Annotated in this window: 24 protein-coding genes; 12 read left to right on the top strand and 12 right to left on the bottom strand. The window is 71.9% G+C overall.

The genetic code is table 11. The features are described 5' to 3' along the window. The first annotated feature begins 39 nt into the window (after positions 1-39). On the top strand, positions 40-726 hold the full coding sequence (locus tag OG448_RS23190; protein WP_405556548.1) for a maleylpyruvate isomerase family mycothiol-dependent enzyme: 687 nt from the start codon (positions 40-42) through the stop codon (positions 724-726). A gap of 46 nt (positions 727-772) precedes the next feature. Then, positions 773-1,429 (top strand): MBL fold metallo-hydrolase, encoded by a 657-nt coding sequence (locus tag OG448_RS23185; RefSeq protein ID WP_391291312.1) that lies wholly within the window; start codon positions 773-775, stop codon positions 1,427-1,429. Positions 1,430-1,442: 13 nt separating this feature from the next. Here OG448_RS23185 and aroQ read toward each other — a convergent pair whose 3' ends face one another. The 7 genes from aroQ to OG448_RS23150 form a co-directional block, all read right to left on the bottom strand. Next, positions 1,443-1,916, bottom strand: a complete 474-nt coding sequence (aroQ, locus tag OG448_RS23180) for a type II 3-dehydroquinate dehydratase (RefSeq protein WP_405556545.1) — start codon at positions 1,914-1,916, stop codon at positions 1,443-1,445. Between the two features lie 107 nt (positions 1,917-2,023). After that, on the bottom strand, positions 2,024-3,124 hold the full coding sequence (locus tag OG448_RS23175) for a calcium:proton antiporter (protein ID WP_405556543.1): 1,101 nt from the start codon (positions 3,122-3,124) through the stop codon (positions 2,024-2,026). A 166-nt stretch (positions 3,125-3,290) separates the two neighbouring features. After that, on the bottom strand, positions 3,291-4,274 hold the full coding sequence (locus OG448_RS23170) for a TerC family protein (protein ID WP_405556541.1): 984 nt from the start codon (positions 4,272-4,274) through the stop codon (positions 3,291-3,293). A gap of 233 nt (positions 4,275-4,507) precedes the next feature. Beyond that, a complete protein-coding gene (locus OG448_RS23165; protein WP_405556539.1) occupies positions 4,508-6,268 on the bottom strand; it encodes a TerD family protein in 1,761 nt (586 codons plus the stop codon). Between the two features lie 43 nt (positions 6,269-6,311). Further along, the gene (locus OG448_RS23160) at positions 6,312-6,890 is read right to left on the bottom strand and encodes a TerD family protein (protein ID WP_030809798.1); all 579 of its coding nucleotides are present in this window, start codon (positions 6,888-6,890) and stop codon (positions 6,312-6,314) included. A 156-nt stretch (positions 6,891-7,046) separates the two neighbouring features. Beyond that, positions 7,047-9,194, bottom strand: a complete 2,148-nt coding sequence (gene uvrB, locus OG448_RS23155; protein ID WP_405556537.1) for an excinuclease ABC subunit UvrB — start codon at positions 9,192-9,194, stop codon at positions 7,047-7,049. A gap of 41 nt (positions 9,195-9,235) precedes the next feature. Continuing rightward, entirely contained in the window at positions 9,236-10,111 is an 876-nt protein-coding gene (locus OG448_RS23150) for an MHYT domain-containing protein (RefSeq protein ID WP_405556535.1), read from the bottom strand. Between the two features lie 278 nt (positions 10,112-10,389). Here OG448_RS23150 and OG448_RS23145 point away from each other — a divergent pair, with 278 nt between their 5' ends. The 4 genes from OG448_RS23145 (at position 10,390) to OG448_RS23130 (ending at position 13,807) form a co-directional block, all read left to right on the top strand. Continuing rightward, positions 10,390-11,268 (top strand): glycerophosphodiester phosphodiesterase, encoded by an 879-nt coding sequence (locus OG448_RS23145; protein WP_405556534.1) that lies wholly within the window; start codon positions 10,390-10,392, stop codon positions 11,266-11,268. Positions 11,269-11,316: 48 nt separating this feature from the next. Further along, positions 11,317-11,871 (top strand): methylated-DNA--[protein]-cysteine S-methyltransferase, encoded by a 555-nt coding sequence (locus tag OG448_RS23140; RefSeq protein WP_405556532.1) that lies wholly within the window; start codon positions 11,317-11,319, stop codon positions 11,869-11,871. A gap of 89 nt (positions 11,872-11,960) precedes the next feature. Beyond that, positions 11,961-12,869: a pseudouridine-5'-phosphate glycosidase gene (locus OG448_RS23135; protein ID WP_405556531.1), complete on the top strand. Its 909-nt coding sequence runs from the start codon at positions 11,961-11,963 to the stop codon at positions 12,867-12,869. Continuing rightward, on the top strand, positions 12,854-13,807 hold the full coding sequence (locus OG448_RS23130; protein ID WP_405556529.1) for a carbohydrate kinase family protein: 954 nt from the start codon (positions 12,854-12,856) through the stop codon (positions 13,805-13,807). Before OG448_RS23135 ends, OG448_RS23130 begins: the two co-directional genes overlap by 16 nt. A 9-nt stretch (positions 13,808-13,816) precedes the next feature. Here the strand turns inward: OG448_RS23130 and OG448_RS23125 are convergent, their stop codons facing one another. After that, positions 13,817-14,611, bottom strand: coding sequence for a methyltransferase domain-containing protein (locus OG448_RS23125; protein ID WP_405556527.1), 795 nt, complete (start codon positions 14,609-14,611; stop codon positions 13,817-13,819). Positions 14,612-14,789: 178 nt separating this feature from the next. Here OG448_RS23125 and OG448_RS23120 point away from each other — a divergent pair, with 178 nt between their 5' ends. Beyond that, positions 14,790-15,917, top strand: coding sequence for a magnesium and cobalt transport protein CorA (locus OG448_RS23120; protein ID WP_405556525.1), 1,128 nt, complete (start codon positions 14,790-14,792; stop codon positions 15,915-15,917). 31 nt (positions 15,918-15,948) lie between these two features. On the opposite strand, the gene OG448_RS23115 is transcribed toward OG448_RS23120, so the two are convergent. Continuing rightward, complete coding sequence (locus tag OG448_RS23115) at positions 15,949-16,581, bottom strand: uridine kinase (protein WP_405556523.1); 633 nt, start codon at positions 16,579-16,581, stop codon at positions 15,949-15,951. Positions 16,582-16,697: 116 nt separating this feature from the next. Here OG448_RS23115 and OG448_RS23110 point away from each other — a divergent pair, with 116 nt between their 5' ends. Together OG448_RS23110 and OG448_RS23105 are read left to right on the top strand one after the other, a co-directional pair. Beyond that, positions 16,698-17,459: a DUF2293 domain-containing protein gene (locus OG448_RS23110; RefSeq protein ID WP_405556522.1), complete on the top strand. Its 762-nt coding sequence runs from the start codon at positions 16,698-16,700 to the stop codon at positions 17,457-17,459. 240 nt (positions 17,460-17,699) lie between these two features. After that, the gene (locus OG448_RS23105) at positions 17,700-19,187 is read left to right on the top strand and encodes a glutamate synthase subunit beta (RefSeq protein ID WP_405556520.1); all 1,488 of its coding nucleotides are present in this window, start codon (positions 17,700-17,702) and stop codon (positions 19,185-19,187) included. A gap of 84 nt (positions 19,188-19,271) precedes the next feature. On the opposite strand, the gene OG448_RS23100 is transcribed toward OG448_RS23105, so the two are convergent. Together OG448_RS23100 and OG448_RS23095 are read right to left on the bottom strand one after the other, a co-directional pair. Continuing rightward, complete coding sequence (locus tag OG448_RS23100) at positions 19,272-19,526, bottom strand: DUF397 domain-containing protein (protein ID WP_030809830.1); 255 nt, start codon at positions 19,524-19,526, stop codon at positions 19,272-19,274. Next, positions 19,527-20,387, bottom strand: a complete 861-nt coding sequence (locus OG448_RS23095; RefSeq protein WP_031182847.1) for a helix-turn-helix transcriptional regulator — start codon at positions 20,385-20,387, stop codon at positions 19,527-19,529. 240 nt (positions 20,388-20,627) lie between these two features. On the opposite strand from OG448_RS23095, the gene OG448_RS23090 reads away from it, so the two are divergent. The 3 genes from OG448_RS23090 to OG448_RS23080 all read left to right on the top strand — a co-directional run bounded on the left by OG448_RS23090 (position 20,628) and on the right by OG448_RS23080 (position 23,857). Beyond that, complete coding sequence (locus OG448_RS23090) at positions 20,628-21,332, top strand: ATP-binding protein (RefSeq protein WP_405556518.1); 705 nt, start codon at positions 20,628-20,630, stop codon at positions 21,330-21,332. Beyond that, positions 21,329-21,751, top strand: coding sequence for a hypothetical protein (locus OG448_RS23085; protein ID WP_135785451.1), 423 nt, complete (start codon positions 21,329-21,331; stop codon positions 21,749-21,751). Before OG448_RS23090 ends, OG448_RS23085 begins: the two co-directional genes overlap by 4 nt. A gap of 243 nt (positions 21,752-21,994) precedes the next feature. Continuing rightward, positions 21,995-23,857, top strand: a complete 1,863-nt coding sequence (locus tag OG448_RS23080) for an ABC transporter ATP-binding protein (RefSeq protein WP_405558904.1) — start codon at positions 21,995-21,997, stop codon at positions 23,855-23,857. 40 nt (positions 23,858-23,897) lie between these two features. Here the strand turns inward: OG448_RS23080 and OG448_RS23075 are convergent, their stop codons facing one another. After that, positions 23,898-24,074 carry a hypothetical protein gene (locus OG448_RS23075; RefSeq protein WP_405556516.1) on the bottom strand — a complete coding sequence of 59 codons (177 nt, stop codon included), beginning with the start codon at positions 24,072-24,074 and terminating at the stop codon, positions 23,898-23,900. Between the last annotated feature and the right edge of the window lie 112 nt (positions 24,075-24,186).

The following is a 24,186-nucleotide window of genomic DNA, read 5'->3' as shown; positions in this document are numbered from 1 at the left end:
CCTTCACCCGAAGGAGTGGTCCCGCTAGGGTCGGGCCTCATGACCGATCACGCTCATGACCTGGCCCGTGTACAGGAAGCGACGGAACGGCTGCTCAGCGCGGCCGCCGTACTGGACAACGCGGCGCTGGCCGAGCCGTCACGGCTTCCGGGCTGGACGCGCGGACATGTCCTCGCTCACGTCGCCCGCAACGCCGACGCCCTCGTGAACGTCCTCGAAGGCCGCCCGATGTACGTGAGCGCCGAGACACGCGACGCCGACATCGAGCGGGACGCCCCGCGCCCCCTGGAGACCCACCTCACCGACGTACGCGACAGCGCGGCCCGGTTCGACGCGGCGGGTTCGGCACCGGGCGACTGGAACCGCGTCGTGGAGCTACGCAACGGCATCACCGACGTCGCGGCCCGGCTGCCGTTCCGGCGCTGGGTCGAGATCGAGCTGCACCACGTGGACCTCGGCGCCGGCTATGAGCTGGAGGATCTCCCGGCCGAGTTCACCGAGCGCGAGACCGGGTTCCTGGCCCAGCGCTTCCTGGGCCACCCCGAGGTGCCCGCGACGCTGCTGAGCGACGGCACGCGGACCTGGAGCACCGGGCGGGAGGCGCCCGAGCCCGAGGTCACCGTCACCGGCAGCCCGGCCGACCTGCTGGGCTGGCTCGCCGGGCGCCGGGAAGGGACCGCGCTGGAGGTGAAGGGCGGCGAGCTGCCCGCACTGCCCCCGCTGTGACATGGCGCCGGGCCGCCAACCCCCGCCCCGCTATAGGCTGATCGTCATGACGTACAGCGGCGAGGTCAGGGTCGGCGGTCCGGCGGACGTGCACGAGCTGAAGGACCTGATGATCACGAAGGTCGCGGTCGGCCCGATGAACAACAACGCCTATCTGCTGCGTTGCCGGGCCACCGACGAGCAGCTCCTGATCGACGCGGCCGCCGAGCCGCACACGCTCCTCACCATGATCGGCGAGGACGGCATCGCGTCCGTCGTCACCACCCATCAGCACGGTGACCACTGGCAGGCGCTCGGCGAGGTCGTCGGCGCCACCGGCGCCCGCACGTACGCCGGACGGGAGGACGCCTCGGGCATCCCGGTCGCCACCGATGTGCCGGTCGACGACGGGGACGTCATCCGGGTCGGCCAGGTCGAGCTGACCGCCCGCCACCTGGTCGGGCACACGCCGGGCTCCATCGCGCTGATCTACGACGACCCGCACGGCCACCCGCACGTCTTCACCGGTGACTGCCTCTTCCCCGGCGGTGTCGGCAACACCCACCAGGACCCCGAGGCGTTCGCCAGCCTGATCCACGACGTGGAGACGAAGATCTTCGACGCGCTGCCGGACGAGACCTGGGTCTACCCCGGCCACGGCGACGACACCAGCCTCGGTGCCGAGCGCCCGCATCTGCCGGAGTGGCACGCGCGCGGCTGGTGAGCCGGGGCGGCGCTCAGGCGTCGGCCCGCGCCGACCCCGCCAGCGTGGCGATCCGCTCCACGGCGAAGACGTACCCCTGCACCCCGCAGCCCGCGATCACGCCGTCGGCGCGCAGCGAGACGTACGAGTGGTGCCGGAACGACTCGCGCTGGTGGATGTTGGAGATGTGGACCTCCACCACGGGCAGGCCGTCGCAGGTGTTGAGCGCGTCCAGGATCGCCACCGACGTGTGGGAGTAGGCGCCGGGGTTGATGACGATCCCGGCGTGGTCGAGCCGTGCCTCGTGAATCCAGTCCACCAACTGACCCTCGTGGTTGGACTGCCGGCAGTCCACCGTGCCGCCGTACGCGGCCGCGGCCACGGCGCACATGGCCTCCACATCGGCCAGGGTGTCCTTGCCGTAGATCTCGGGCTGCCGCTGGCCGAGGAGGTTCAGGTTGGGCCCGTTGAGGATCATGATCGGGGCGCTGGCCAGGCTGCGGGGCACGGTGGTTTCCTCCGGTGCGTCGGGGGCGGCCGGCAGGGCGGCCACTACTCGCACCCGGTCTATCACGGCCCGCCGGGCGGCTCGCGGGCCTGGTGGGGCGCCCTCGGCTACGGGTTGAGGGCCAGTTCCAGGTAGGCGGCGAAGATGACCAGGTGGACGCCACCCTGGAGCGGGGTGGCGCGGCCGGGCACGACCGTGAGCGAGGCGACCACCACGGTGAGCACGAGCAGCAGCATGTGCGTGGAGCCGAGGCCCAGCACGAGCGGTCCGGACAGCCAGATCGACGCCAGGGCGACGGCCGGGATGGTCAGGCCGATGCTGGCCATGGCGGAGCCGAGCGCGAGGTTGAGGCTGGTCTGCACCCGGTCGCGGCGGGCGGCGCGCAGCGCGGCGATGGTCTCCGGGAGCAGCACGAGCAAAGCGATGATCACACCGACGACGGCCGGAGGCAGCCCCGCGCCCTCCACCCCGGATTCGATGGTGGGCGACACGCCCTTGGCGAGACCGACCACGCCGATCAGGGCGAGGCCGAGCAGGCCGAGGCTGATCCGGGCCTGGCGGGTGGTCGGGGGTGCCGCGTGGTCGGCCCCGGTGATGACGTCCCCCTCCTTGGTGACCGGGAGGAAGTAGTCGCGGTGCCGGACGGTCTGGGTGGTGACGAAGAGGCCGTAGAGGATCAGCGAGGAAAAGGCCGCGAACGTCAGTTGCACGGAGGAGAACTCGGGGCCGGGCTTGCTGGTCGTGAAGGTCGGCAGCACCAGGCTGAGGGTGGCGAGGGTGGCGACCGTCGCCAGGGCGGCTCCGGTGCCCTCGGGGTTGAACACGGCGGTGCCGTGCCGCAGGGAGCCGACCAGGAGGCAGATGCCGACGATGCCGTTGCAGGTGATCATCACGGCGGCGAACACCGTGTCGCGGGCCAGCGTGGCGCTCTTGTCCCCGCCGTCCACCATGAGGGTGACGATCAGTGCCACCTCGATGATGGTGACGGCGACGGCGAGCACCAGGGAGCCGAAGGGTTCGCCCACCCGGTGGGCTACGACCTCGGCGTGATGCACGGCGGCCAGTACGGACCCGGCGAGCACGAGGGCGACCAGGGCGACCACCGCACCGGGCAGGCCGCGGCCCCAGGTGAAGACGAGGAGGACGACCGCGAGCACCGGCACGAGGAGCGTCCACCGCGCGGCGAGCGACCTGAGCCGAGTGATCATGCAGTGATGGTGGCAGAGGCGTACAGGGTTCGCATTCCGTTCGTTTCGTCCGGCGCACCGGTCGGGCGGGCGCGGCGGGGTCGGTCGGGGCGGAGCCTTCCCGTGCGGAAGGTGCCTGGTTGCGGCACCTTCCGCACGGGTCGCCCGCCTCACGGGGGGGGAAGGGTCAGGCGTCGATGCTGTCCTTGGAGGCGCCGTCGCCCCCGGCCGCCTCGGCGGCGGCCTGCTTCCGGGAGGCGATGAGGCTGGTGATCGTGGTGATGACGAGCACGCCGCAGATCACGGCCAGGGAGACCGGGATGCTGATCTCGGGGACGTGCACTCCCAGTTCGTGCAGGGCGTGCAGCACCAGCTTGACGCCGATGAAGCCCAGGATGACCGACAGGCCGTAGGACAGGTGGACCAGCTTCTTCAGCAGGCCGCCGATGAGGAAGTAGAGCTGGCGCAGGCCCATCAGGGCGAAGGCGTTCGCGGTGAAGACGATGTACGGGTCCTGCGTCAGGCCGAAGATCGCGGGGATGGAGTCCAGCGCGAACAGCACGTCGGTGGTGCCGATGGCGAGCATCACGACCAGCATCGGGGTCATGACCCGCTTGCCGTTCTCCTCGATCCACAGCTTGGTGCCGTGGTACCGGTCGGCGACACCGAACCTGCGCTCGGCGGCCTTCAGGAGCTTGTTCTCCTCGTACTCCTCGTCCTCGTGATCGGCGCGGGCCTCCTGGATGAGCTTCCAGGCGGTCCAGATCAGGAAGGCGCCGAAGATGAAGAACACCCAGGAGAAGCTGGCGATGATCGCCGCTCCGGCCGCGATGAAGACGGCCCGCAGGACCAGGGCTATGAGCACGCCGAAGAGCAGGACCCGCTGCTGGTACTGCGCGGGCACCGCGAACTTCGTCATGATCAGGACGAAGACGAAGAGGTTGTCGACACTCAGCGACTTCTCGGTGATGAAGCCGGCGAAGAACTCCCCGGCCGGCTGGGAACCGCCGAAGTAGAACAGTCCGAGGCCGAAGAGTCCGGCCAGGGCGATCCAGACGGCTGTCCAGATACCCGCTTCCTTGATGGACACCTCATGCGGCTTGCGGCCGATGAAGAAGTCCACCGCGATCAGGGCGGCCAGCCCCACGATGGTCAAGACCCACAGGGTCATCGAGACGTCCACTGCACCTCCGGCATCACGTCACGGCAAACATCAGCGTTGTCGCTGCCGGAGGTCTCTTCCACCCGAGGAACGGGCCGGCGCCCCGGAACCCATGGGGATTCGTACTGACGGGTGCGCCGCATCAGGGAGTACTCCCCTCCGCACGAACACGGTAGCGCAATCACCAAGGAAGAGTAAAGAGAAAGGTAAAGTAAAGACCAAGTGAGCAGCTCAGAGGTTCTTTACTTTCCCTTGATCCTGGCATCGGAGACCACGCCGAGCACCTGCTGAAGCACCGCCCCGCCCTGCGGCGGGAGCGACGGCTCGAAGGTCCAGGCGTGCCCGACCCAGGGATCGGCGAAATGGTCGTCGGGTGACGGCGTGAGTCGCATCAACGAACGCCACAGCGGGTCGAGCAACGCCCCGAGCTCCCCGGCGTCCGCCCGGTCCGCGACCAGCAGCAGATGGACCCCGGCCGCCGGGCCCTCGTCGGCGAGGAAGCGCAGCCGGGTCAGGGCGCGGTCGTCGAAACCCTGCGGGAAGTCGTTGACGATCAGCAGCCGCCGGGCAGTGTCGAAGCCGTCCGGCAGCGCCTCGGTGGCGCCACCGCCGATCGCCATACGCACGAGGTCGACCCGCCGGGTGAGCGACTCCAGCGCCTGCGCGACGCCCGCCGTACCCCTCGCGGGCGGTCCCGTCAGCGCGCCCGACCGGGTGAGGGCGCCGAGCGGTCCGGCTCCGGCACCGGCCGGGTCGATGACCTCCACGGAGAACTCCCCCACCGGGTGGACGCCGAGCAGCCGCGCGGCGAGGGCCACGGCCACCTCCAGGGCCGGCCGACGACGTTCCACGGAGTCCGTGGAGTCGGCCCGTCTAGCGCCGCTGTCGACCCACAGGCCCCGCTCCAGCGGCAGCCTGACCAGCATCGGGATGCGCAGGGACGCGCTCTCGGGGAGGTGGAGGTCGCCCAGCCGTACGGCCTGGGGCGGCTCGACCGGCATCCGATGGCCGTGCCAGACCGGGCTGTCCCAGCGGGCGTACGCGGGCGGCAGGGCGGGCTCGACGACCTCGGCCTCGGCGGTGAGCTGGGCGAGGTCGCGGTCATGGGCCGCCCGCGCCCGGCCCATCAGCTCGTCGTGCCTGGCCTGGGCCGCCTGCCGTGCCGCGTCCCCGGCGTCACCGATCCTGGCGCGCGGGTCGGCCAGGGCCTCGTCGAGTTCCCGGTCCAGGCGTGCGGCGGCGAAGTCGGCCGCGCTCCGGAGGGCGGCGGTGGCGCGGGCCAGGTCCTCGAACATGCCCCAGACCTGGTTGTACAGCCGCTCCTCCATCGACCCGCCCGGCGCGTCGCCCGCGATGGGCTGTGGCTCTTGGGAAGCCTGTCGCCCAGGGTGGGTGTAGTCGACCGTTCCACCCCTGGGCGGCCGGACCTCCGAAGGAACGGCTGCCTGCGCCTCGCTGGGGCGGCCGGCTTCGTGCATCGCCTCGGCCACTTCGCGGGCCGCGGGCAGCCCCAGGTCCGCCAGGAGTGCGGTCAGGCCCTCCGCGTACCCCTGGCCGACCGCGCGCACCTTCCAGTCGCCGTGCCTGCGGTACAGCTCCAGCGCGACGACGGCCGACTCGGCGTCCAGCCCGGCGAGGGTGAAGCGGACGATCTCCGTGCCATCGGCATCGGTGACGGTCGCTCGCGGGGCGGTGGTCGCGCCGAACCGCAGTTCGGCGCCCGGCCGTTCAGGCAGCGCCAGCAGCACGGTGACGCGGTGCACCGCCTCGGACAGCTTGCCCAGGTCGACGGAGAGGCGGTGCTCGGCGGCCGCCGCGCGGGGCACCTCGACGCCGGGGAGGACGGGGACGCCGGGATGGGCGATCTGGTGACCGTCATGAACACGGCCGCCCTCGTCACCGAGGGCGGCCGCCACGAGCACGGGGGTCTCGGCCGAGATCAGGATCTCCATCCGGGTCCGGGGCAGCGGGTGGTTCTGCCCCCGCACCAGTTCGGCCCCCATCGCCGTCCCCCTGTGTCGTGTGGTGGTGCGCGCCGGGCGGGTCCTACAGGTGCGGCAGGATCGCCGGCATCAGGTCCTGGAAGGTGCGCCCGTTGGCCGGCTCGCCCAGCGCGGTCATCGTCCAGCCGGCGCCCTGGCGGTGCACCTTGGCCATGATCTGCGCGGTGTACTCGCCGCCGCCCGCCAGCGTGTAGCGCGCGAGTTCCTGGCCGTTGGTCTCGTCCACCAGGCGGCAGAACGCGTTCTGCACCTCCTGGAAGGTCTGCCCGGTGAAGGAGTTCACCGTGAAGACGATCTGGTCGACGTGGGGCGGGACCCGCTGGAGGTCCACCAGCACGGCCTCGTCGTCGCCGCCCTGCCCGACACCGCCGACGAGGTTGTCACCGGTGTGCCGTACGGAACCGTCGTCGCTCACCAGATGACGGAAGAAGACCACGTCGACCGGCTGCTTCTCCGCGAAGAGGACCGCCGAGGCGTCCAGGTCGATCTCGCGGGTGCGCGAGCCGAACAGCCCGCGTCGCTTCGCCGCCTGCCAGCCGAGACCCATACGGACCGCGGTCAGGGTGGCCCCGTCCTTCTTCTCCAGGCTGATGGCCTGGCCCTTGGTCATGTTGACGGTCACGGCTGAATCCCCTCTCGGTGTTCCCCTGTTGCCGCGCAGCGCGCGGTTGCCCAGAACCCTACGCAGCGTGGCCGACCGTGCCGAACCCCGGCCCGCGCTTTGTGTCGGTGTTGCAACACTGGGCGCGTATGCCGAGGTCCGGACGGGTCAGCAGGGTCAGGCGAGACCGGCCTCCCGCATCTGGCGCAGTTCCTTCTTCATCTCGGACACCTCGTCGCGCAGCCGGGCGGCGATCTCGAACTGCAGCTCCGCGGCGGCGGCGCGCATCCTGTCCGTCATCTCCTCGATCTGCCCGGCGAGTTCGGCGGCCGGCTGGTCGGTGGGCTGCGTCTTGCCCTTGGCCTTGGTCTTGGCCGCCTTCGCCTTGGCGTCCTGGGTCGCCTTGCCCCCGAGGCTGGGGACCGGCGTCTTGGGCGCCTTGCCGTCCTTCTGCTGCCGGTAGCCGGTGCCGAGGAGCTGCTCGGTGTCGACGTCCTCGCGGGCGATCTGCGCGACGATGTCGTTGATCTTCTTGCGCAGCGGCTGCGGGTCGATGCCGTTGGCCGTGTTGTACGCGACCTGCTTCTCGCGGCGCCGGTTGGTCTCGTCGATGGCCTTCTCCATCGCCGGGGTGATCTTGTCGGCGTACATGTGGACCTGACCGGAGACGTTGCGCGCCGCGCGGCCGATGGTCTGGATCAGCGAGGTGCCGGAGCGCAGGAAGCCCTCCTTGTCGGCGTCGAGGATGGCCACCAGGGAGACCTCGGGCAGGTCGAGGCCCTCGCGCAGCAGGTTGATGCCGACCAAGACGTCGTACTCACCGGCGCGCAGCTCGCGCAGCAGCTCCACGCGGCGCAGGGTGTCGACGTCGCTGTGCAGATAGCGGACCTGGATGCCGAGTTCCACGAAGTAGTCGGTGAGGTCCTCGGCCATCTTCTTGGTGAGCGTGGTGACCAGGACACGCTCGTCCTTGTCGGTGCGCTCCCGGATCTCGTGCACCAGGTCGTCGATCTGGCCCTCGGTGGGCTTGACCACGACCTCGGGGTCGACCAGGCCGGTCGGGCGGATGATCTGCTCCACCACGCCGTCGCCCCGGGACAGCTCGTAGGCGCCCGGAGTCGCCGACAGGTAGACGGTCTGCCCGATGCGCTCCTGGAACTCCTCCCACTTCAGCGGTCGGTTGTCCAGCGCGGAGGGCAGCCGGAAGCCGTGGTCGACCAGGGTGCGCTTGCGGGAGGCGTCGCCCTCGTACATGGCGCCGATCTGCGGGACGGTGACGTGCGACTCGTCGATGACCAGCAGGAAGTCGTCCGGGAAGTAGTCGAGCAGGGTGTTCGGCGGGGAGCCGGGGAGGCGGCCGTCGAAGTGCATCGAGTAGTTCTCCACACCGGAGCAGGTGCCGATCTGGCGGAGCATCTCGATGTCGTAGGTGGTGCGCATCCGCAGGCGCTGGGCCTCCAGGAGCTTGCCCTGCTTCTCCAGCTCGGCCAGGCGCTCCCCCAGCTCCTTCTCGATGCCGTTCACGGCGCGCTCCATGCGCTCCGGTCCGGCGACGTAGTGGGAGGCGGGGAAGACGTAGAGCTGCTGGTCGTCGCTGATGATCTCGCCGGTGATCGGGTGCAGCGTGGAGAGCGCCTCGATCTCGTCGCCGAACATCTCGATGCGGACGGCCAGCTCCTCGTAGACCGGGAAGATCTCGATGGTGTCGCCGCGCACGCGGAAGGTGCCGCGGGTGAAGGCGGTGTCGTTGCGCGTGTACTGGATGTCGACGAAGCGGCGCAGCAGGTCGTCGCGGTCGATCTCCTCGCCGACCTTGAGCGGGACCATGCGGTCCACGTACTCCTGCGGCGTGCCCAGGCCGTAGATGCAGGAGACGGAGGCGACCACGATCACGTCACGGCGGGTGAGCAGGGAGTTCGTCGCCGAGTGGCGCAGGCGCTCGACCTCCTCGTTGATCGAGGAGTCCTTCTCGATGTAGGTGTCCGACTGCGGGACATACGCCTCTGGCTGGTAGTAGTCGTAGTACGAGACGAAGTATTCGACCGCGTTGTTCGGGAGCAGCTCGCGGAATTCGTTGGCCAACTGGGCGGCCAGCGTCTTGTTCGGCGCCATGACCAGGGTGGGGCGCTGGAGCTTCTCGATCATCCACGCGGTGGTGGCGGACTTGCCGGTACCGGTCGCGCCGAGCAGTACGACGTCCTTCTCGCCGCCCTGCACACGCTTGGCCAGGTCGGCGATGGCCGCCGGCTGGTCGCCGCTGGGCTGGTAGGGGCTGACGACCTCGAAGGGCGCCACCGTGCGTTCGATCTTTGAAACGGGCCGCATGGAGTCAACCGTACGACCCCCCACTGACAACGGGTCGGGAGTCAGTGGCGCTGCGGGGTGCGAGAGCCGTGGGCGTCGGCGTGGACCGGCTCGCGGATAGGCCGCTGCGGCGGACGAATGCGCTGGTGGGAGGGTACGGCGGCGGCCGGGACGCCCGGCTTGGACTCCTCGGGGATGCGCCGCGGCGCGCCCTTGACCATCAGCGGATCGAACATCACGACGACGGCCGCGAGGAGCAGGAGGGCGAGCGGTCCGATCAGGATCGGGGCGAGCACGGCGGCCGGCGAGCCGCTGGTGGCGGTGCCGGGGGTGCCGTGGAGGTGGACGGTGAGTCCGGCCATGCCGGTGTAGTGCATGCCGCTGACGGCGAGGCCCATGACGAGGCTGGCGCCGACGCTGCCCCGCAGGCCCCTGACGTGCCCGGCGGCCCAGAGGGCGACGGTGGCGGCCACGACGGCGATGACGACGGAGGCGACGACACCGGTGATGTCGTAGGTGAACTGTCCGTCGAAGCGCATGCCCGCCATGCCGAGGTAGTGCATCGAGGCGACGCCCAGGCCGGTGATCGTGCCGCCGGTGACGAGCGAGGTGCCGGTGGCGCCCCGGTAGCCGATGATGAAGATCCCGATGCCCACCATGACGATGGCAAGACCGAGGCTGGCATAGGTCATCGGTTTGTCGAAGCGGACCGGCGTCTCGTCGATGGAGAAGCCCATCATGGCGATGAAGTGCATGGTCCAGATGCCGGAGCCGATCGCGGTCGAGCCCAGGGCCAGCCACGCGGGCCGCCAGGAGTGGGTGACCAGCAGGGACCGGGTGGTGCAGCGCAGGCCGAGAGCGCCGCCCAGGCAGGCCATCACATATCCCACGAGGGGGGTGACGACCCCGTAGCTGAATCCGTCGATCGTGCCTCGCATGCGCGGCTGTCCCTCGCCTTCTCGCGTCCCTTTACCGACGCGATGTTCCCCCTGCCCAGCACCGCTGTGACGGTCGGGCTGTCGGAGAGAGTATGGCCGCCACCGGAATGGTCGAATGATTTTCCGGCAAAGAAACACGGTCTTACCCCACTTGTGCGGCACCGGTGTGCGGAGTTGGGCCCCGCCGTTCATCGTGTGGCCGTTTCCGCGCTCCTGTGCCGTTGACGCTCCGCTGTCACTCTGGTGCTGTTGGTATTCGCCGGACGTGAGGAGTACGCATGCACGCGCACGCAGTCGCCGCCGCGGCCACCGCGGCCACCGCGGCCCTGGGGGCGGCGGTCCTGCTGAGCCCCGGCTCCGACGGCCGGCCGGCTCGGGCGGCCCAGCCCACGGTGGTCGCCCACCGCGGGGCCTCCGCTTACGCGCCCGAGAACACGCTGTCCGCCATCGACAAGGCGGCGAGGCTGGGCTTCTCCTGGGTGGAGAACGACGTGCAGCGCACCAAGGACGGCAAGCTGGTCGTCATCCACGACGACAGCCTGGCCCGCACCACGAACGTCGAGGACGTCTTCCCCGGCCGGGCTCCCTGGAAGGTGAAGGACTTCACGGCGGCGGAGATCGCCCGGCTGGACGCGGGGAGCTGGTTCTCCCCCGCTTACGCGGGCGCGCGCGTGCCGACGCTGGAGCGCTACATGCGCCGGGTCGAGCACAACCACGAGAAACTGCTGCTGGAGGTCAAGAACCCCGAGCTGTACCCCGGCATCGAGGCGCAGATCCTCAAGACCCTGAGCAACGAGGGCTGGCTGGACCGCGCGCACCAGAGCCGCCTGATCGTGCAGAGCTTCAGCGCGGACAGCATCCGCACGGTGCACCAGCTCAAGCCCGCGCTGACCACCGGCTACCTGGGCCACCCGAAGGTCGCCGAGCTGAGTGCGTACGCCCGGTTCGCCGACCTGGTCAACCCGGCGTACGCGGACGTCTCCACGAGCTATGTCTCGGCCGCGCACGCCCTGAAGGGGCCGCACGGCAAGCCCCTCCGGCTCTTCACCTGGACGGTGAACGACGCGGCCACGGCGCGGAAGGTCCGGGGCTACGGCGTCGACGGCATCATCACCAACAAGCCGGACGTGGTGCGTACGGCCCTGAGCGCCGACTGAGTTCAACGGCGAGGCCCGTTGTCAGTGGCGGGTCGTAACGTGGTCGGCATGGACAGCCAGGGGCAGGACGGACAGCGGGTCGTGTGGGCGGTCGTGGACAGCCGCATCGGCCCGCTGATGCTGGCCGCGAGCGGCCAGGGCCTGGTCAACGTGGTCTTCCACGCCACCGGCCCGGCGCGCGAGCGCGCGCTGAAGCGGCTGGCGGCACGGTACGGCACCGAGCCGCTGGAGGAGCCGGGCGCGCCCCTGCTGGCGGAGGCGATACGGCAGGTCGAGGCGTATCTGGTGGGCGAACGCCAGGACTTCGACCTGCCGCTGGACTGGTCGCTGATCTCCGGCTTCAACCGGGCGGTGCTGCGCGAGCTGGCCGACGGCGTCCCGTACGGCACGGTGGTCGGTTACGGCGATCTGGCCCGGCGGGTCGGGCAGCCGGGCGGGGCGCAGGCAGTGGGCACCGCGATGGGCGCCAACCCGCTGCCGGTGGTCGTGCCGTGTCACCGGGTGGTGGAGAGCGACGGCGGGATCGGGGGGTTCGGGGGCGGGCTGGAGACGAAGCGGCAGTTGCTCGCGCTGGAGGGCGTGCTGCCCGAGCCGCTGTTCTGACGGTGTGTCCTGCCGATTCGGGGCACGGCGTTTGGCCGGGGGTCGCGCCCGCCAGGAATGAGGGGAGGCGACGGACGGGAGGCGGGCGCATGGTGCTGGTGTTGTCGGAGGAGGTCCGGGAGGCGACAGGCACCGGACGGCCGGTGGTGGCGCTGGAGTCCACGATCATCGCGCACGGGCTGCCACGCCCGCGCAATCTCCAGGTGGCGCTGGAGCTGGAGGACGTGGTCCGGCGCGAGGGGGCCGTGCCCGCGACGATCGCCGTACTCGACGGACAGCCCCATGTCGGGCTGGACAAGAGCCAGTTGGAGCGGGTCGCCAATGAGGACGGCATCCGCAAGCTGGGTCACCGGGATCTGCCGCTCGCCATGGCGTCCGGGGCGAGCGGAGCCACCACGGTGTCGGCGACGGCCCAGTTGGCGGCGCTGGCCGGCATCCGGGTGTTCGCCACCGGCGGGCTGGGCGGGGTGCACCGGCAGTGGACGGCGACGCAGGACGAGTCGGCCGACCTGGGGCTGCTGGCCCGGACCCGGATCACCGTGGTGTGCGCGGGCGTGAAGTCGATCCTGGACGTCCCGGCCACCTTGCAGCGGCTGGAGACGCTGGGCGTGGCCGTCGCGGGTTACCGCACCGAGCGGTTCCCCGGCTTCTATCTGTCCGACTCGGGCCATCCGGTGGACTGGACGCTGCGGGACCCGGAGCAGGTCGCGGAGGTCATGCGGGCGCAGGACACGCTCGGCGCACCGGAGTCGGCGCTGATCGTGGCCAACCCCGTGCCACCTGAGCAGCAGCTCGATCCCGAGCTGCACGCGCGCGTGCTCTCCGAGGCGCTGCGGGCCTGCGAGGAGGAGGGGATCACCGGCCAGGCCGTCACCCCGTTCCTGCTGGCTCATCTCGTCCGGCACACGGACGGGGCGTCGCTGCGCGCCAACCTGGCCGCGGTGCGCGGCAACGTGGAGCTGGCGGCGCGGATCGCCACGTCGTGGGCGATGAGGTGACCGGCGGCCCGGCGGGAGGGCTGCTGGTCGTCGGGGACGTGATCACCGACGTGGTGGCCCGGCACCGGGGCCCCCTCGCCGCGCGCACCGACACCGTCGCCGCGATCCGGACGCTGCCGGGCGGCGCGGGCGCCAATGTGGCGTGCTGGGCCGCCGACGCGGGCTGCGCGGACGTACGGCTGCTGGCGCGGGTGGGCGCGGACGCGGTGCGGTGGCACGAGCGGGAGCTGCTGACGGCCGGGGTGCGGCCTCGGCTGGTGGTGGACCCGGTGGCGCCGACCGGCACGGTGATCTGCCTGGTCGACGGCGAGGCGGCGGCCGAGCGCACGTTCCTCACGTCCAGCGGGGCTTCGCTGCGGCTCGAACCGGCCGACTGGTCGGAGCGGTTGCTCGACGGGGTGGCCCGGCTGCATCTCTCGGGGTACCTGCTGTTCGCCGAGTCCAGCCGGGCGTTGGCCGAGACCGCGCTCGCGTCGGCGCGTGCGCGCGGGGTGCCGGTCAGCCTGGACCCGGCTTCGGCGGGGTTCCTCGCGCGGTTCGGGGCGGACCGGTTCCTGGAGTTCGCCGAGCAGCTCGATGTGCTGCTGCCCAGCCGGGACGAGGCGTGCCTGCTCACGGGCGTGTCCGACTGGGCCGAGGCGGCGGCGGAGTTGAGCGGGCTCGGGCCGGTGGTGGTGGCCAAGTCGGGGGCGGAGGGGGCGTTGGTGGCGCGGTCGGGGGTGGTGAGCGCCCGGGTCCCGGCGGTACTGGCCCGCACGCTGGACAGTACGGGTGCCGGCGACGCGTTCACCGGCGCGTTCCTCGTGGCTCTGCTGGCGGGCGCCCGGGCGGAGGTGGCGGCGGAGTGGGGGTGCCGGGCCGGGGCGCGGGCGGTGGAACGGGTGGGCGGCCGGCCGCCGCGCCCGGACGACGACGAGCGGGCGCCGCAGACCCCCTGACACTGAGGCTCAGACCTTGCGCCCCCACGCCGAGATCATCGGCGCCGTGGCCAGATCCATGCCGCCCGCTGCCACATTGGCGAGGTGGCGGTCGATGTCCTCGTCGGTGGCGAGCCCCGCTTCGACCAGACGCCCCCGGATCTGACGGACCGTGGCCAGTTCGAGAGCGGTGCACGCCGGTGAGGTGAGCGGGAAGTACGCGTCGGCCTCGACCTGCCGCAGCCCGGCTTCACGGAGCAACCGCGGCAGCCGGCGCCCGTAGGAGAGGTCGGCGCCGCGCTCGGCGAGGAGCCGGCGGAAGCCCTGGCGGAGCCGGTTGGCGAGCCGCTCCTCGGGGCCGTGCTCGTCGGGGCAGGTCAGGGGTTGCAGGGCCGGGTCGGCGTCCTCGATCAGCAGCCGGCCGCCGGGCCGCAGCGCGTCGATCATGGAACGCAACGCCCGCTCCCGGTCCGGGACATGGACGAGCACGAGCCGGGCGTGCACAAGGTCGAAGCCCCGGCCGGGCGGCTCCTCGGCGCCCACGTCATGGGTCCGGACCTCCACCGGCGGCCGGGCCACCGTGTCCATGCGCGAGGTGTCGATGTCGGTGGCGAGGACGGCGCCGGTCGGGCCGACCCTCCGGGCGAGCCAGGAGACGACGGAGGTACCACCGGCGCCGACCTCCCAGCAGCGCCAGCCGGGGCCGATGCCGAGGCGTTCGAGGTGGCGGAACGTGGTGGGATCGAAGAGCGAGGCGAAGGCGTCGAAGCGTTCGCCCGCCTCGGTCTGCCGGTTGTCCAGGAGGTATCCGTCCGATGGCGTCATGCTCCGCATCGTCCCAGCCGGTCGCCGGGTCCGAGGTGGCCGACCCTCTGTCCACAGGCGGGAACCAAGCGGAATCTGCTGTTCCCACAGGCTTCCCCGGCCTTCTCGGCGGACTGGCAGACTGACCGGGCAGGGCACGAAAGGTGTCACGTGCGGAGATCCAGGCAAGGAGATCCAGATGTCGATGGCGGGGAATCTGCGGAAAGTCACAAAGCTGAGCAAGGTCGGCGGCCTGCGCAAAGTGGCCGGTCTGGCCCGGCGTCGGCCGCGTGTGGACCTGAGCCACCCGGCCAGGTCGCCGCTGGGTTCCTCGGTCGTGAACTGCGTGACGTATCAGGACGGCATACGCGTGCCGGGCTCCGCCGATGTGGTGGACGCCGTGAAGACGGTCCGCAACACCGGCGACGGTTTCGTCTGGCTGGGTCTGCACGAACCGACCGCCGAGGAATTCACCGATGTCGCCGAGCTGTTCGACCTGCATCCGCTGGCGGTGGAGGACGCGGTGGAGGCCCACCAGCGCCCGAAGCTGGAGCGGTACGGCGACACACTCTTCGCGGTGCTGAAGACGGTCTGCTACGTGGAGCACGAGAAGCTGACGTCGACGAGCGAGGTGGTGAACACCGGCGAGATCATGGTGTTCGTCGGCGAGGACTTCGTCATCACCGTGCGGCACGGCCACCATGGCTCACTGGGGCCGCTGCGCGAGGAGTTGGAGTCGCGCCCGCGTCAGCTCGCCAAGGGCCCGTCGGCCGTGCTGCACGCGGTCGCGGACCATGTGGTGGACGAGTATCTGAACGTCACGGACGCGGTGCAGGGCGATGTCGAGCAGGTCGAGACGGATGTCTTCTCGGAAGAGGGCGGACGGGCCGATCCGGGGCGGATCTACCAGCTCAAGCGCGAACTGCTCGAACTGAAACGGGCCGCGGTGCCGCTGGTACGCCCGGTGGAGGACCTGGCCACCCGGCCGATGAGGGTGGTCGACCCGGAGATACAGGCGTACTTCCGCGATGTGATGGACCATCTGATACGGGCCAAGGACCAGATCGCCGCGTTCGACGAGTTGCTCAACTCCATCCTCCAGGCGCACCTGGCCCAGGTCACGGTCGCGCAGAACGAGGACATGCGGAAGATCACGGCCTGGGCAGCGATCGTCGCGGTGCCGACGATGGTCTGCGGTGTGTACGGCATGAACTTCAAGTACATGCCGGAGACACGCTGGCACTACGGCTACCCGCTGATCATGGGCATCACCGCGCTGGCCTGTGTCGCGCTCTGGCGGGGCTTCCGGCGCAACGGCTGGTTCTGACACGCCGGCCCTCCGGGTCCGGCGCGCGGGGTCAGCCGTTCCAGGCCGGGTGCCTCGGGTCGTCGGCGCGTACGACGACGTCGGCCGTGGCGGCGGGGTCGGTCTCCGTCTCGTAGCGGGCGAAGGCGGGGAGCGTCCAGTGGTCGGTGTCGGGGGTGCGGCGGCGCAGGGCGCCGGACGACAGCAGGACGTGGACGGTCAGGTCGAAGGGGAACCAGTGCTGGAGAAGAAGGGGGCCGTGCAGGAGCAGGACCCCGCCGGGCGGTAGCTGGACGTAGGAGCTGCGGGTGGCGCGGTCGGTGACCGGGTCCCACAGGTCGGGCAGCACCCGCCCGTCGCCCCCGGCGTCCAGGGGGCCGAGGACCTCGCGCCACAGCGCGCCGGTGTCGAACCAGCCGCTGTAGTACGACTCCTCGTCGCGCCGCCCGTGCTCCAGGCGGAGGGAGGCGGGGCGCAGGAAGCCCTCGGCGCCGACGACCAGTGAAGGCCGGCCGCGTACCCGGAGCGCCTCGGAGACACGGGTGGCGAGGTCGCCCGGCCCGGCGGCGGGCGCTCCGTCGAGGCCCACGCGCGGCCAGGGGCTGCCGTCGGCGGGCTCCAGCGCCAGAATCCGGTCGGCGAGCCGCTCGGCCAGCCGCTCCCAGGTGATCGCTTCGAGTCGCACACGCCCATGATGCCGGGAAGCCGGAAGCGGACGGAAAAGGAGGAGGGAGAGGAGGGAAAGGAGGAGTGGCCCCGCCCGTGCGGGAGGGCGGGCCGGTGGCGGGGAATGAACCGCGTATGGCACGTCCCGCAGGTACACGCCGTCGCGTGGAGCCACGCTCCCCCGCACTGCCCGATGCCGGGGGCGGCCCGGTCGTGGTCCAGCCGCAGCGGCGAAAGCACTGCGCGGCCTGTCGGCAGGGTCCGCTGGCGCTGCTGGTACTGGAGGACGGGGTGCCGCGTTGCCTCGACTGCGCGGATCTGGGGCACCTGGTGTTCCTGCCGCGCGGGGATGCCGCACTGACCCGCAGGGCGCGGGAGGAGAGCGCGCTGTCAGCGGTGGTGGTGCGGTTCGCGCGGCGGCGTGGCCGGTACGAGCGCCAGGGCCTGCTGGTGGAGGAGGCCGCGCTGGCGCGGGCGGAGGAGCGGTGCCTGGCGGACGCGGAGGCCCGGCGGCGGCGCCGGGGACGGGACGCGCGGCGCCGAGTGGCGGAGGACGAGCGCTTCGTCGCGGAGTTCGCGGCGGAGATCGGGCGGCTGTTCCCCGGCTGTCCGGCCGACCGGGCGCGGGCGGTCGCCGGGCACGCCGCCCTGCGGGGCAGCGGACGGGTCGGGCGGAGCGCGGCCGGGCGGGCGCTGTCGGAGGCGGCGGTGACCTCGGCGGTGGTGGCGTCGGTACGGCATCTGGACACGCCGTACGACGGGCTGCTGATGAGCGGGGTGCCCCGGCGCGAGGCGCGCGGCCGGATCGCCGACGCCGTCGAGGGAGTGCTGCGGGAGTGGCGGGAGCCGGCCGCGCGGGAGGTGGTGGAAACGGGACGAGAGCAGGGAGAGGAGTGACGGGAGTGGAGCGAGGGAGCAGTGGTTCGCGAGCGCGGGCCGGTGGCCCGTGGAGTGCGGAAAGGTGGCCTCCGCCGCCCTGCGCGGGGGTCGGTGGCGACGTATCGTGGCCGGAAGAACACCGGGACGGGGTCGCGTCCGTGCCGGGCGACCGCCGAGTGACCCCCGCCCGATGCCGCACGGCCCGTGGTACCCCCAGTGCCCTCCGTACCCCGGTACACGTCCGCGAGGAAGACGCCCATGGCCGATCCCAAGGGGTTCATGAGGACGCCGCGCCAGGAGTGGCCGCGGCGGCCCGTGGCGGAACGGGTCCAGGACTGGGACGAGGTCTATGTGCCGGGGGCGTTGTTGCCGATCGTCAGCGCGCAGGCGAACCGGTGCATGGACTGCGGGGTCCCCTTCTGCCACGAAGCCTGCCCGCTGGGGAACCTGATCCCCGAGTGGAACGACCTGGTGGCCCGGTCGGACTGGCGGGCGGCGAGCGAGCGGCTGCACGCGACGAACAACTTCCCCGAGTTCACCGGCAGATTGTGTCCGGCGCCCTGCGAGGCGGGGTGCGTGCTGGCCATCAACCAGCCCGCCGTCACGATCAAGAACGTGGAGTGGGCGATCGCAGAGCGGGCCTGGGAGGAGGGGTTCGTGCCGCCCCGGCCGCCGGACCGGCTGTCCGGGAAGACGGTCGCGGTGATCGGGTCGGGGCCGACCGGGCTGGCCGCCGCGCAGCAGCTCACGCGGGCGGGGCACACCGTGGCGGTGTACGAGAAGGACGACCGGATCGGGGGGCTGATGCGGTACGGCATCCCCGAGTTCAAGATGGAGAAGCGCTTCCTGGACCGGCGCCTGGAGCAGATGCGGGCGGAGGGGACGCGGTTCCGTACGTCGACGGCGGTCGGGCGGGACGTGCCGGCGCCGGAGCTGCGGTCGCGGTACGACGCGATGGTGATCGCCACGGGTGCCACGGCGTGGCGGGAACTGGCAGTGCCGGGAAGGGGGTTGGCGGGGGTCCATCAGGCGATGGAGTACCTGCCGCACGCCAACCGGGTGTGCGCGGGCGACCTAAAGGTCAATCCCCTGTCGGCGGCCGGGCGGCATGTGGTGATCGTGGGTGGCGGGGACACCGGGGCCGACTGTCTGGGGACGACGGTGCGCGAGGGTGCCGCGTCCGTGACCCAGTTGGACATCTACGCCCGGCCGGGTGGGGAGCGGGACGCGGAGGTGGAGCCGTGGCCGACGTACCCGAAGCTCTATCGTCTCTCCGGCGCGCACGAGGAGGCGGGTGAGCTGCGGACCGCTCCGGCGGCGGACGCGGACGCCCGGCTGTTCGCGGCGTCCACACTCCGGTTCACCGGGGACGAGAGGGGGCGGGTGAAGGAGCTGCACCTGGTGGAGGTGGACGAGCGGCGGCAGCCGGTGGCGGGCACCGAGCGGGTGCTGCCCGCCGACCTGGTGCTGCTGGCGCTGGGCTTCTCCGGCCCGGACCGCGCGGACGGTCTCATCGACCAGTTGGGGCTGGAGACGGAGCCGCGCGGCACGATCACGCGGGACGGGCAGTTCGCCACGAACGTGCCGGGCGTGTTCGCCGCCGGGGACGCGGGGCGCGGTCAGTCGCTCGTGGTGTGGGCGATCGCGGAGGGCCGGGCGGTGGCGGCGGCCGTGGACCGGTATCTGATGGGTGAGTCGCGGCTGGAGGCGCCGATCTCGCCGTACGACCGGCCGATGGCGGTGTAGCCATCGGCCGGACCAGAAGGGGAGGGGACGGGACGGGGGCGGCGGGCAAGGGTGGTGCGCAGAGTCAAAAACAGTGACAGCCGTTCAGGAGAGCAGGAAGTCCGCCTCTCCCGCCTTCGCGCCCTCGATGAAGGCGGTCATCTCGGCGGTGGTGTATATCAGCGCGGGTCCGTCCGGGTCGGTGGACTGGCGCACGGCGATGCGGCCGTCGGCCAGCTTCATGGCCTCCAGGCAGTTGCCGCCGTTGCCGCCGCTCCAGGGCTTGTGCCACCCCACGGCGCCCAGTTCCCGCGCGGGCATGCCGTTGTAGACGCGGCGGCGCGGATTGATGCGATCCATTCACAGCTCCTTGCGGAGATCCCGCAGGATCTCCTTCGTGCGTTGTGCCGTGGCGGCCTGCGCCGCCATGCGGTCCATGACCTCCAGGTGCGTGGCCACCTCGGAGCGCGCGTCGAGGTACACCGCGCCGGTCAGGTACTCGCTGTAGACCATGTCCGGGAGTTCGGGCATGGCGAACCGGAACAGTACGAAGGGGCCGTACGTGCCCGGATGCGGTCCGTTGGCGAACGGGGCCACCTGGAGGGTGACGCCGGGCAGCGTCGTGGCCTCCAGGAGTTTGTCGAGCTGGGCGCGCATCACCTCGGGGCCGCCGACCGGGCGGCGCAGGGCGGTCTCGTCCATCACGGCCCAGAAGCGGGGCGCGTCGGGGCGGGTGAGGAGTTCCTGACGGCGCATCCGGAGGTCGACGTGGCGCTCGATGTCGTCGGGGCTGGTCTGGCCGATGGCGCCGGATCTGAGCACGCCGCGCGCGTAGTCCTCGGTCTGGAGCAGGCCGGGGACGAAGTGCGGCTCGTAGGAGCGGATGAGCGCGGCGGCGCCCTCCAGGCTGACGTACATGGAGAACCAGCCGGGCAGGATGTCGTGGAACCGCTGCCACCAGCCGGGCCGGTTGGCCTCCTCGGCGAGCTGGACGAAGAGTTCGGCCTCGTCGTCGGGAACGCCGTAGGACTTCAGCAGGAGTTGGAGGTACGGGATCTTGAGGGAGACCTCGGCCATCTCCATGCGGCGCACGGTGGCGGGGGCGACGCGCAGGACGCGGGCGGCCTCCTCGCGCTTGAGCCCGGCGCGTTCCCGCAGGTCCAGCAGGCGGCGGCCGAGGACCACCTGACCCACGGTCGGCGCGGACCGCGGTTCGCTCACGTTGCCACCTCCGACGGAAGGGATACCGGTTGCCTGGGCGGGGATACCCGGTGAAGGAACCCCGACAGCCCTGCGGCGCCGTTCGAAGACGCATTCGACGATCCGGACGGATCGGCGAAGGTCCCAATTGGCGCCGCGCGAGGTGCTGTTGCGAGCAGTGTGCCACGGCCGTTCACCGCGTCATACCGCACTCTGCATTTTTCAGAGTGACACTTGCCAAGTGTTCACGGCGGGGAGATAGTGGCAAGCGTGATTCCGTCCGCGCCCTTAGGAACAGACTCCGCCGCAGACCGTTCCCGTCCCGGCGTCGCACCGGCACCGGCAACGGCCGGGGCCGGCCGCCGGTTCCGCTTCGAGCTGGCCGCGCATCCGGGCTCCCCTGCCCAGGCCAGACGCCTGGCGCGGACCCGGCTGACCGGTTGGTCGGTGTGCGCGGACACCTGCGAAAGCGCGGTTCTGGTCGTCTCCGAGCTGGTCACCAACGCCGTCGTGCACACCGCGAGCAGTCGTGTGGTGTGCGAACTGGCCGACCACGACGGCCTGGTTCGCATCGCCGTGCGGGACGAGGGATGCGCGCCCGGCGAGCCCCACCCGGCACAGCAGCGGCCCGACGAGGAGCACGGGAGGGGATTGCTTCTCGTCGCCGCGCTGTGCCGGGCCTGGGGTGCCCAGGAGTACGGACCGGGCCTGCTGGTCTGGGCCGAGCTGGACCGCGGCCCCGCCACGGACGGCCACCCCGACACCCCGGCACACACGGACACCGGCAACACCGGCACCCGCACCGCCACCGAGCCCCGCCACGACCTCGGCTGGGGCACGCGCGGCAAGCCCGACCCCGCCCGCGCGCCCGGCGAGGACGTACGCTCCACCCCCGCCCGCCACATCCGGGTGCCGGAGCAGTACGCCCACGCCGCCGAACGGGCCGAAGCCTGGAGCCGGTCGTGACCGGCGCCGCCGGGCAGCCGCTCGGCCTGAACACCCTGGTCCGGCTCGGACGCGGCCGCCCCGCCCCGGACCGGGTCCCCGGGCCGCCGGTGCCCGAGGGCATGACCGCCCCGCTCGGCTGCGACGCCGTCGCCATGCCCGACCGCCTGGCCGCCCTGATCGTCCCCCGACTCCCCCGGGTGGGCTGTGTGTACGCCGAGGGCGGCCGCTGGTGGTGGCTCGTCCCGGCGGACTCCGACTACGCGCTGCCCTGGCCCGCCCCCGCCCAGTACGCCCCCGGCGCCCCCGTCCCCCGCACCGCCCATCTGCTGCGCCGCCCGGCCGGCACGATCCCCTACACCCCACCGATCCCGCTCTACCTGGCCCTGTGCCGGGTCACCGGCACCACCCCGGACTGGTCCCGCCCCATATCGGCCTGACGGCACGCGCCCCCCGTACGGCACCCCGCCCCGCGCACACCCCCGTACGCCCCCGTTGCCCCCGCTCGCGCTCTGCCCGTGCCGGGTGCCCGCGGGGATAGTGGCCGTTCGGTCACGGCGAGGGGGAGGTCCGCGGTGCGGCAGCGGCGGGGACGGAACGAGCCAGGGGAACCAGAGGACCCGGACGGCCCCGAGGTCTCGGAGTCGGAGCGGCTGCTCTTCGGCGGCCCCCTCCGGTACGACATGGGCTGGAACGAGCACGCCGACGCTTTCCTGGAGCTGAGCCTCCGCTCGATGGTGCGGCGGCTGCCCGGCATGCTGGCGTCCAGTCTGGAGCTGGCCCGGCAGGCGGACCCGAGGGCCGCCCGTACCGTGCTCGCCGCCGAGGTGGGCCGGGGTGTGGCTCAGGCGGTGAGCCTGCTGGCCGTGAACAGCGCGCTCGGCAGTCTGCTCACCGGCCCGGACATCGAACACCGGCTGCGCGCCGCCGTACCCGCCCTCGCGGTGATGGCGGCGACGACGCTGGTCGCGGCGCTGCTGCGGGCGGCCTCCACGTACGCCACCGGGCGGCTGGAGCCCAAGGTGGAGCGGGTGGCGACCGAGCTGTATCTGGAGCGGGCGGCCAATGTTGAGCTGGCCGCGATCGAGGACCACGCCTTCCACAAGCTGCTGGACACCGCGCAGTACGGCGCCCGCTCGGCGCGCCACATGATCTCCTACAGCGCGCGGGTGATCAACGCGCTGATCTCGCTGGTCGCGGCGGCCGGTGTGCTGACCGTGCTGCACCCCGCGCTGCTGCCGCTGCTGGTCACCATGACGCTGCCGAGCGCCTGGAGCGCCCTGACCAACGCGCGGCGGCGCTACGAGTCGTTCCACACCTGGGTGCAGCACGTAAGGGCCGGGCAGCTCATCGGCAGTCTGCTCACCGAGCCGGGGGCGGCGCCGGAGATCCGGGTGCACGGGGTCGGCCCGTTCCTGCTGCGGCACTACCGGGCGATGTCGGAGACGGCGGAGGCCGAACAGGCCCGGCTCTCCCGGCTCGCGGCCCGCACGGGGCTGGCGGCGGCCGCGTGGACGGGGCTGGCCACGCTCGCCACCTACGCCACTCTGGGCGCGCTGCTGCTGGCCGGGGCGATGGCGCTGTCGGTGGCGGGTACGGCGGTCATCGCCATCCGTACCGGGTCGGGGAGCCTGGACACGCTGGTGCTGGAGATCAACCAGTTGCACGAGGAGGCGCTGTTCGTCGGGGATCTTAAGCGGCTGTACGTGGAGGCGGCCGAGCGCGCGATCCCGGTGGGCGGGGAGGAACTGCCGGAGGAGCCGAAGGAGATCAGGTTCGAGAACGTCACCTTCGGTTATCCGGGCGAGTCGGCGCGGCCCGCGCTGGACGGGGTGAGCCTCAGCCTGCCCATGGGCCGGATCATCGCGCTGGTCGGCGAGAACGGTTCGGGCAAGACGACCCTGGTCAAGCTGCTCGCGGGCCTGTACGCGCCGGACCGGGGGCGGGTGCTGTGGGACGGCGTGGACGCGGCGCGGGCGGACCGGCGGCTGCTGGCCGAGCGGGTGGCGATGGTCGCGCAGGACTTCAAACGGTGGCCCTTCACCGCGCGGGTCAACGTGGCGGTGGGCCGTTCCTCCGTCCCGCTGACCGAGGAGCGGCTGGCGGCGGCGGTCGCGGAGGCCGGTGCCGAGGAGGTGGTCGCGGGTCTGCCGCGTGGCCTGGACACCCTGCTGGCCCGTAACTTCACCGGCGGCCACGAGCTGTCCGGGGGCCAGTGGCAGCGGCTCGGGATCGCGCGGGCCGCCTACCGGCGCGGCGGCATCCTGATCGTGGACGAGCCGACGGCGGCGCTGGACGCGCGGGCCGAGCTGGCGGTGTTCGAGAAGATCCGGGCGCTGGCGGGCAGCGGGCAGACCGTCGTACTGATCACGCACCGGCTCGCCTCGGTCCGGCACGCGGATCTGGTGCATGTGCTGGAGCAGGGCCGGCTGGTGGAGTCCGGCACCCCGGAGGAGCTGCTCGCGCGGGGCGGGGTGTACGCGGAGCTGTACGCGCTCCAGGCCGGGCAGTTCACCGCCCCCGTCCCCGCGCCGAAGCCCGGCTGAGCCGCTGCCCTCCCCGCGTCGAAGCCCGGCTGAGCCGCTCTCAGTCCACGCCGTCGGCGCCGCGCAGGATCACCAGGAAGGTGTCGGTCGCCAGGTCCATCACGACCTCGGCCGCCACCCCTTCCTGCCGTCGCGCGTGCGCGAACTCCTCCGCGGGCCATGAGCCGCGCGGGCCGCCTGCGGGAAAGCGTTCGAGCACGGTCCGCCCGTTCACCATCTCGCACCTCCAGTCCTGCGTCGTACTTACCGAAGTCAACGCGCTGGAGGGGGTGATCGCCTCGCCCGGTGACGGGACTGAGACATAGCCGACACCGGTTCACAGCCGAACG

Source organism: Streptomyces sp. NBC_01171, assembly GCF_045039805.1.
GTDB lineage: Bacteria > Actinomycetota > Actinomycetes > Streptomycetales > Streptomycetaceae > Streptomyces.
This window is presented reverse-complemented; position numbering and strand designations above follow the sequence as displayed.

What these genes read in the sequence shown, in the direction of transcription:
- OG448_RS23190 (WP_405556548.1), top strand. Translation starts at nt 40, where the DNA reads ATGACCGATCACGCTCATGACCTGGCCCGTGTACAGGAAGCGACGGAA.
- OG448_RS23185 (WP_391291312.1), top strand. Translation starts at nt 773, where the DNA reads ATGACGTACAGCGGCGAGGTCAGGGTCGGCGGTCCGGCGGACGTGCAC.
- OG448_RS23175 (WP_405556543.1), bottom strand. Translation starts at nt 3,124, where the DNA reads ATGATCACTCGGCTCAGGTCGCTCGCCGCGCGGTGGACGCTCCTCGTG.
- OG448_RS23170 (WP_405556541.1), bottom strand. Translation starts at nt 4,274, where the DNA reads ATGACCCTGTGGGTCTTGACCATCGTGGGGCTGGCCGCCCTGATCGCG.
- OG448_RS23165 (WP_405556539.1), bottom strand. Translation starts at nt 6,268, where the DNA reads ATGGGGGCCGAACTGGTGCGGGGGCAGAACCACCCGCTGCCCCGGACC.
- uvrB (WP_405556537.1), bottom strand. Translation starts at nt 9,194, where the DNA reads ATGCGGCCCGTTTCAAAGATCGAACGCACGGTGGCGCCCTTCGAGGTC.
- OG448_RS23150 (WP_405556535.1), bottom strand. Translation starts at nt 10,111, where the DNA reads ATGCGAGGCACGATCGACGGATTCAGCTACGGGGTCGTCACCCCCCTC.
- OG448_RS23145 (WP_405556534.1), top strand. Translation starts at nt 10,390, where the DNA reads ATGCACGCGCACGCAGTCGCCGCCGCGGCCACCGCGGCCACCGCGGCC.
- OG448_RS23140 (WP_405556532.1), top strand. Translation starts at nt 11,317, where the DNA reads ATGGACAGCCAGGGGCAGGACGGACAGCGGGTCGTGTGGGCGGTCGTG.
- OG448_RS23135 (WP_405556531.1), top strand. Translation starts at nt 11,961, where the DNA reads ATGGTGCTGGTGTTGTCGGAGGAGGTCCGGGAGGCGACAGGCACCGGA.
- OG448_RS23125 (WP_405556527.1), bottom strand. Translation starts at nt 14,611, where the DNA reads ATGACGCCATCGGACGGATACCTCCTGGACAACCGGCAGACCGAGGCG.
- OG448_RS23120 (WP_405556525.1), top strand. Translation starts at nt 14,790, where the DNA reads ATGTCGATGGCGGGGAATCTGCGGAAAGTCACAAAGCTGAGCAAGGTC.
- OG448_RS23110 (WP_405556522.1), top strand. Translation starts at nt 16,698, where the DNA reads ATGGCACGTCCCGCAGGTACACGCCGTCGCGTGGAGCCACGCTCCCCC.
- OG448_RS23105 (WP_405556520.1), top strand. Translation starts at nt 17,700, where the DNA reads ATGGCCGATCCCAAGGGGTTCATGAGGACGCCGCGCCAGGAGTGGCCG.
- OG448_RS23100 (WP_030809830.1), bottom strand. Translation starts at nt 19,526, where the DNA reads ATGGATCGCATCAATCCGCGCCGCCGCGTCTACAACGGCATGCCCGCG.
- OG448_RS23080 (WP_405558904.1), top strand. Translation starts at nt 21,995, where the DNA reads ATGGGCTGGAACGAGCACGCCGACGCTTTCCTGGAGCTGAGCCTCCGC.
- OG448_RS23075 (WP_405556516.1), bottom strand. Translation starts at nt 24,074, where the DNA reads ATGGTGAACGGGCGGACCGTGCTCGAACGCTTTCCCGCAGGCGGCCCG.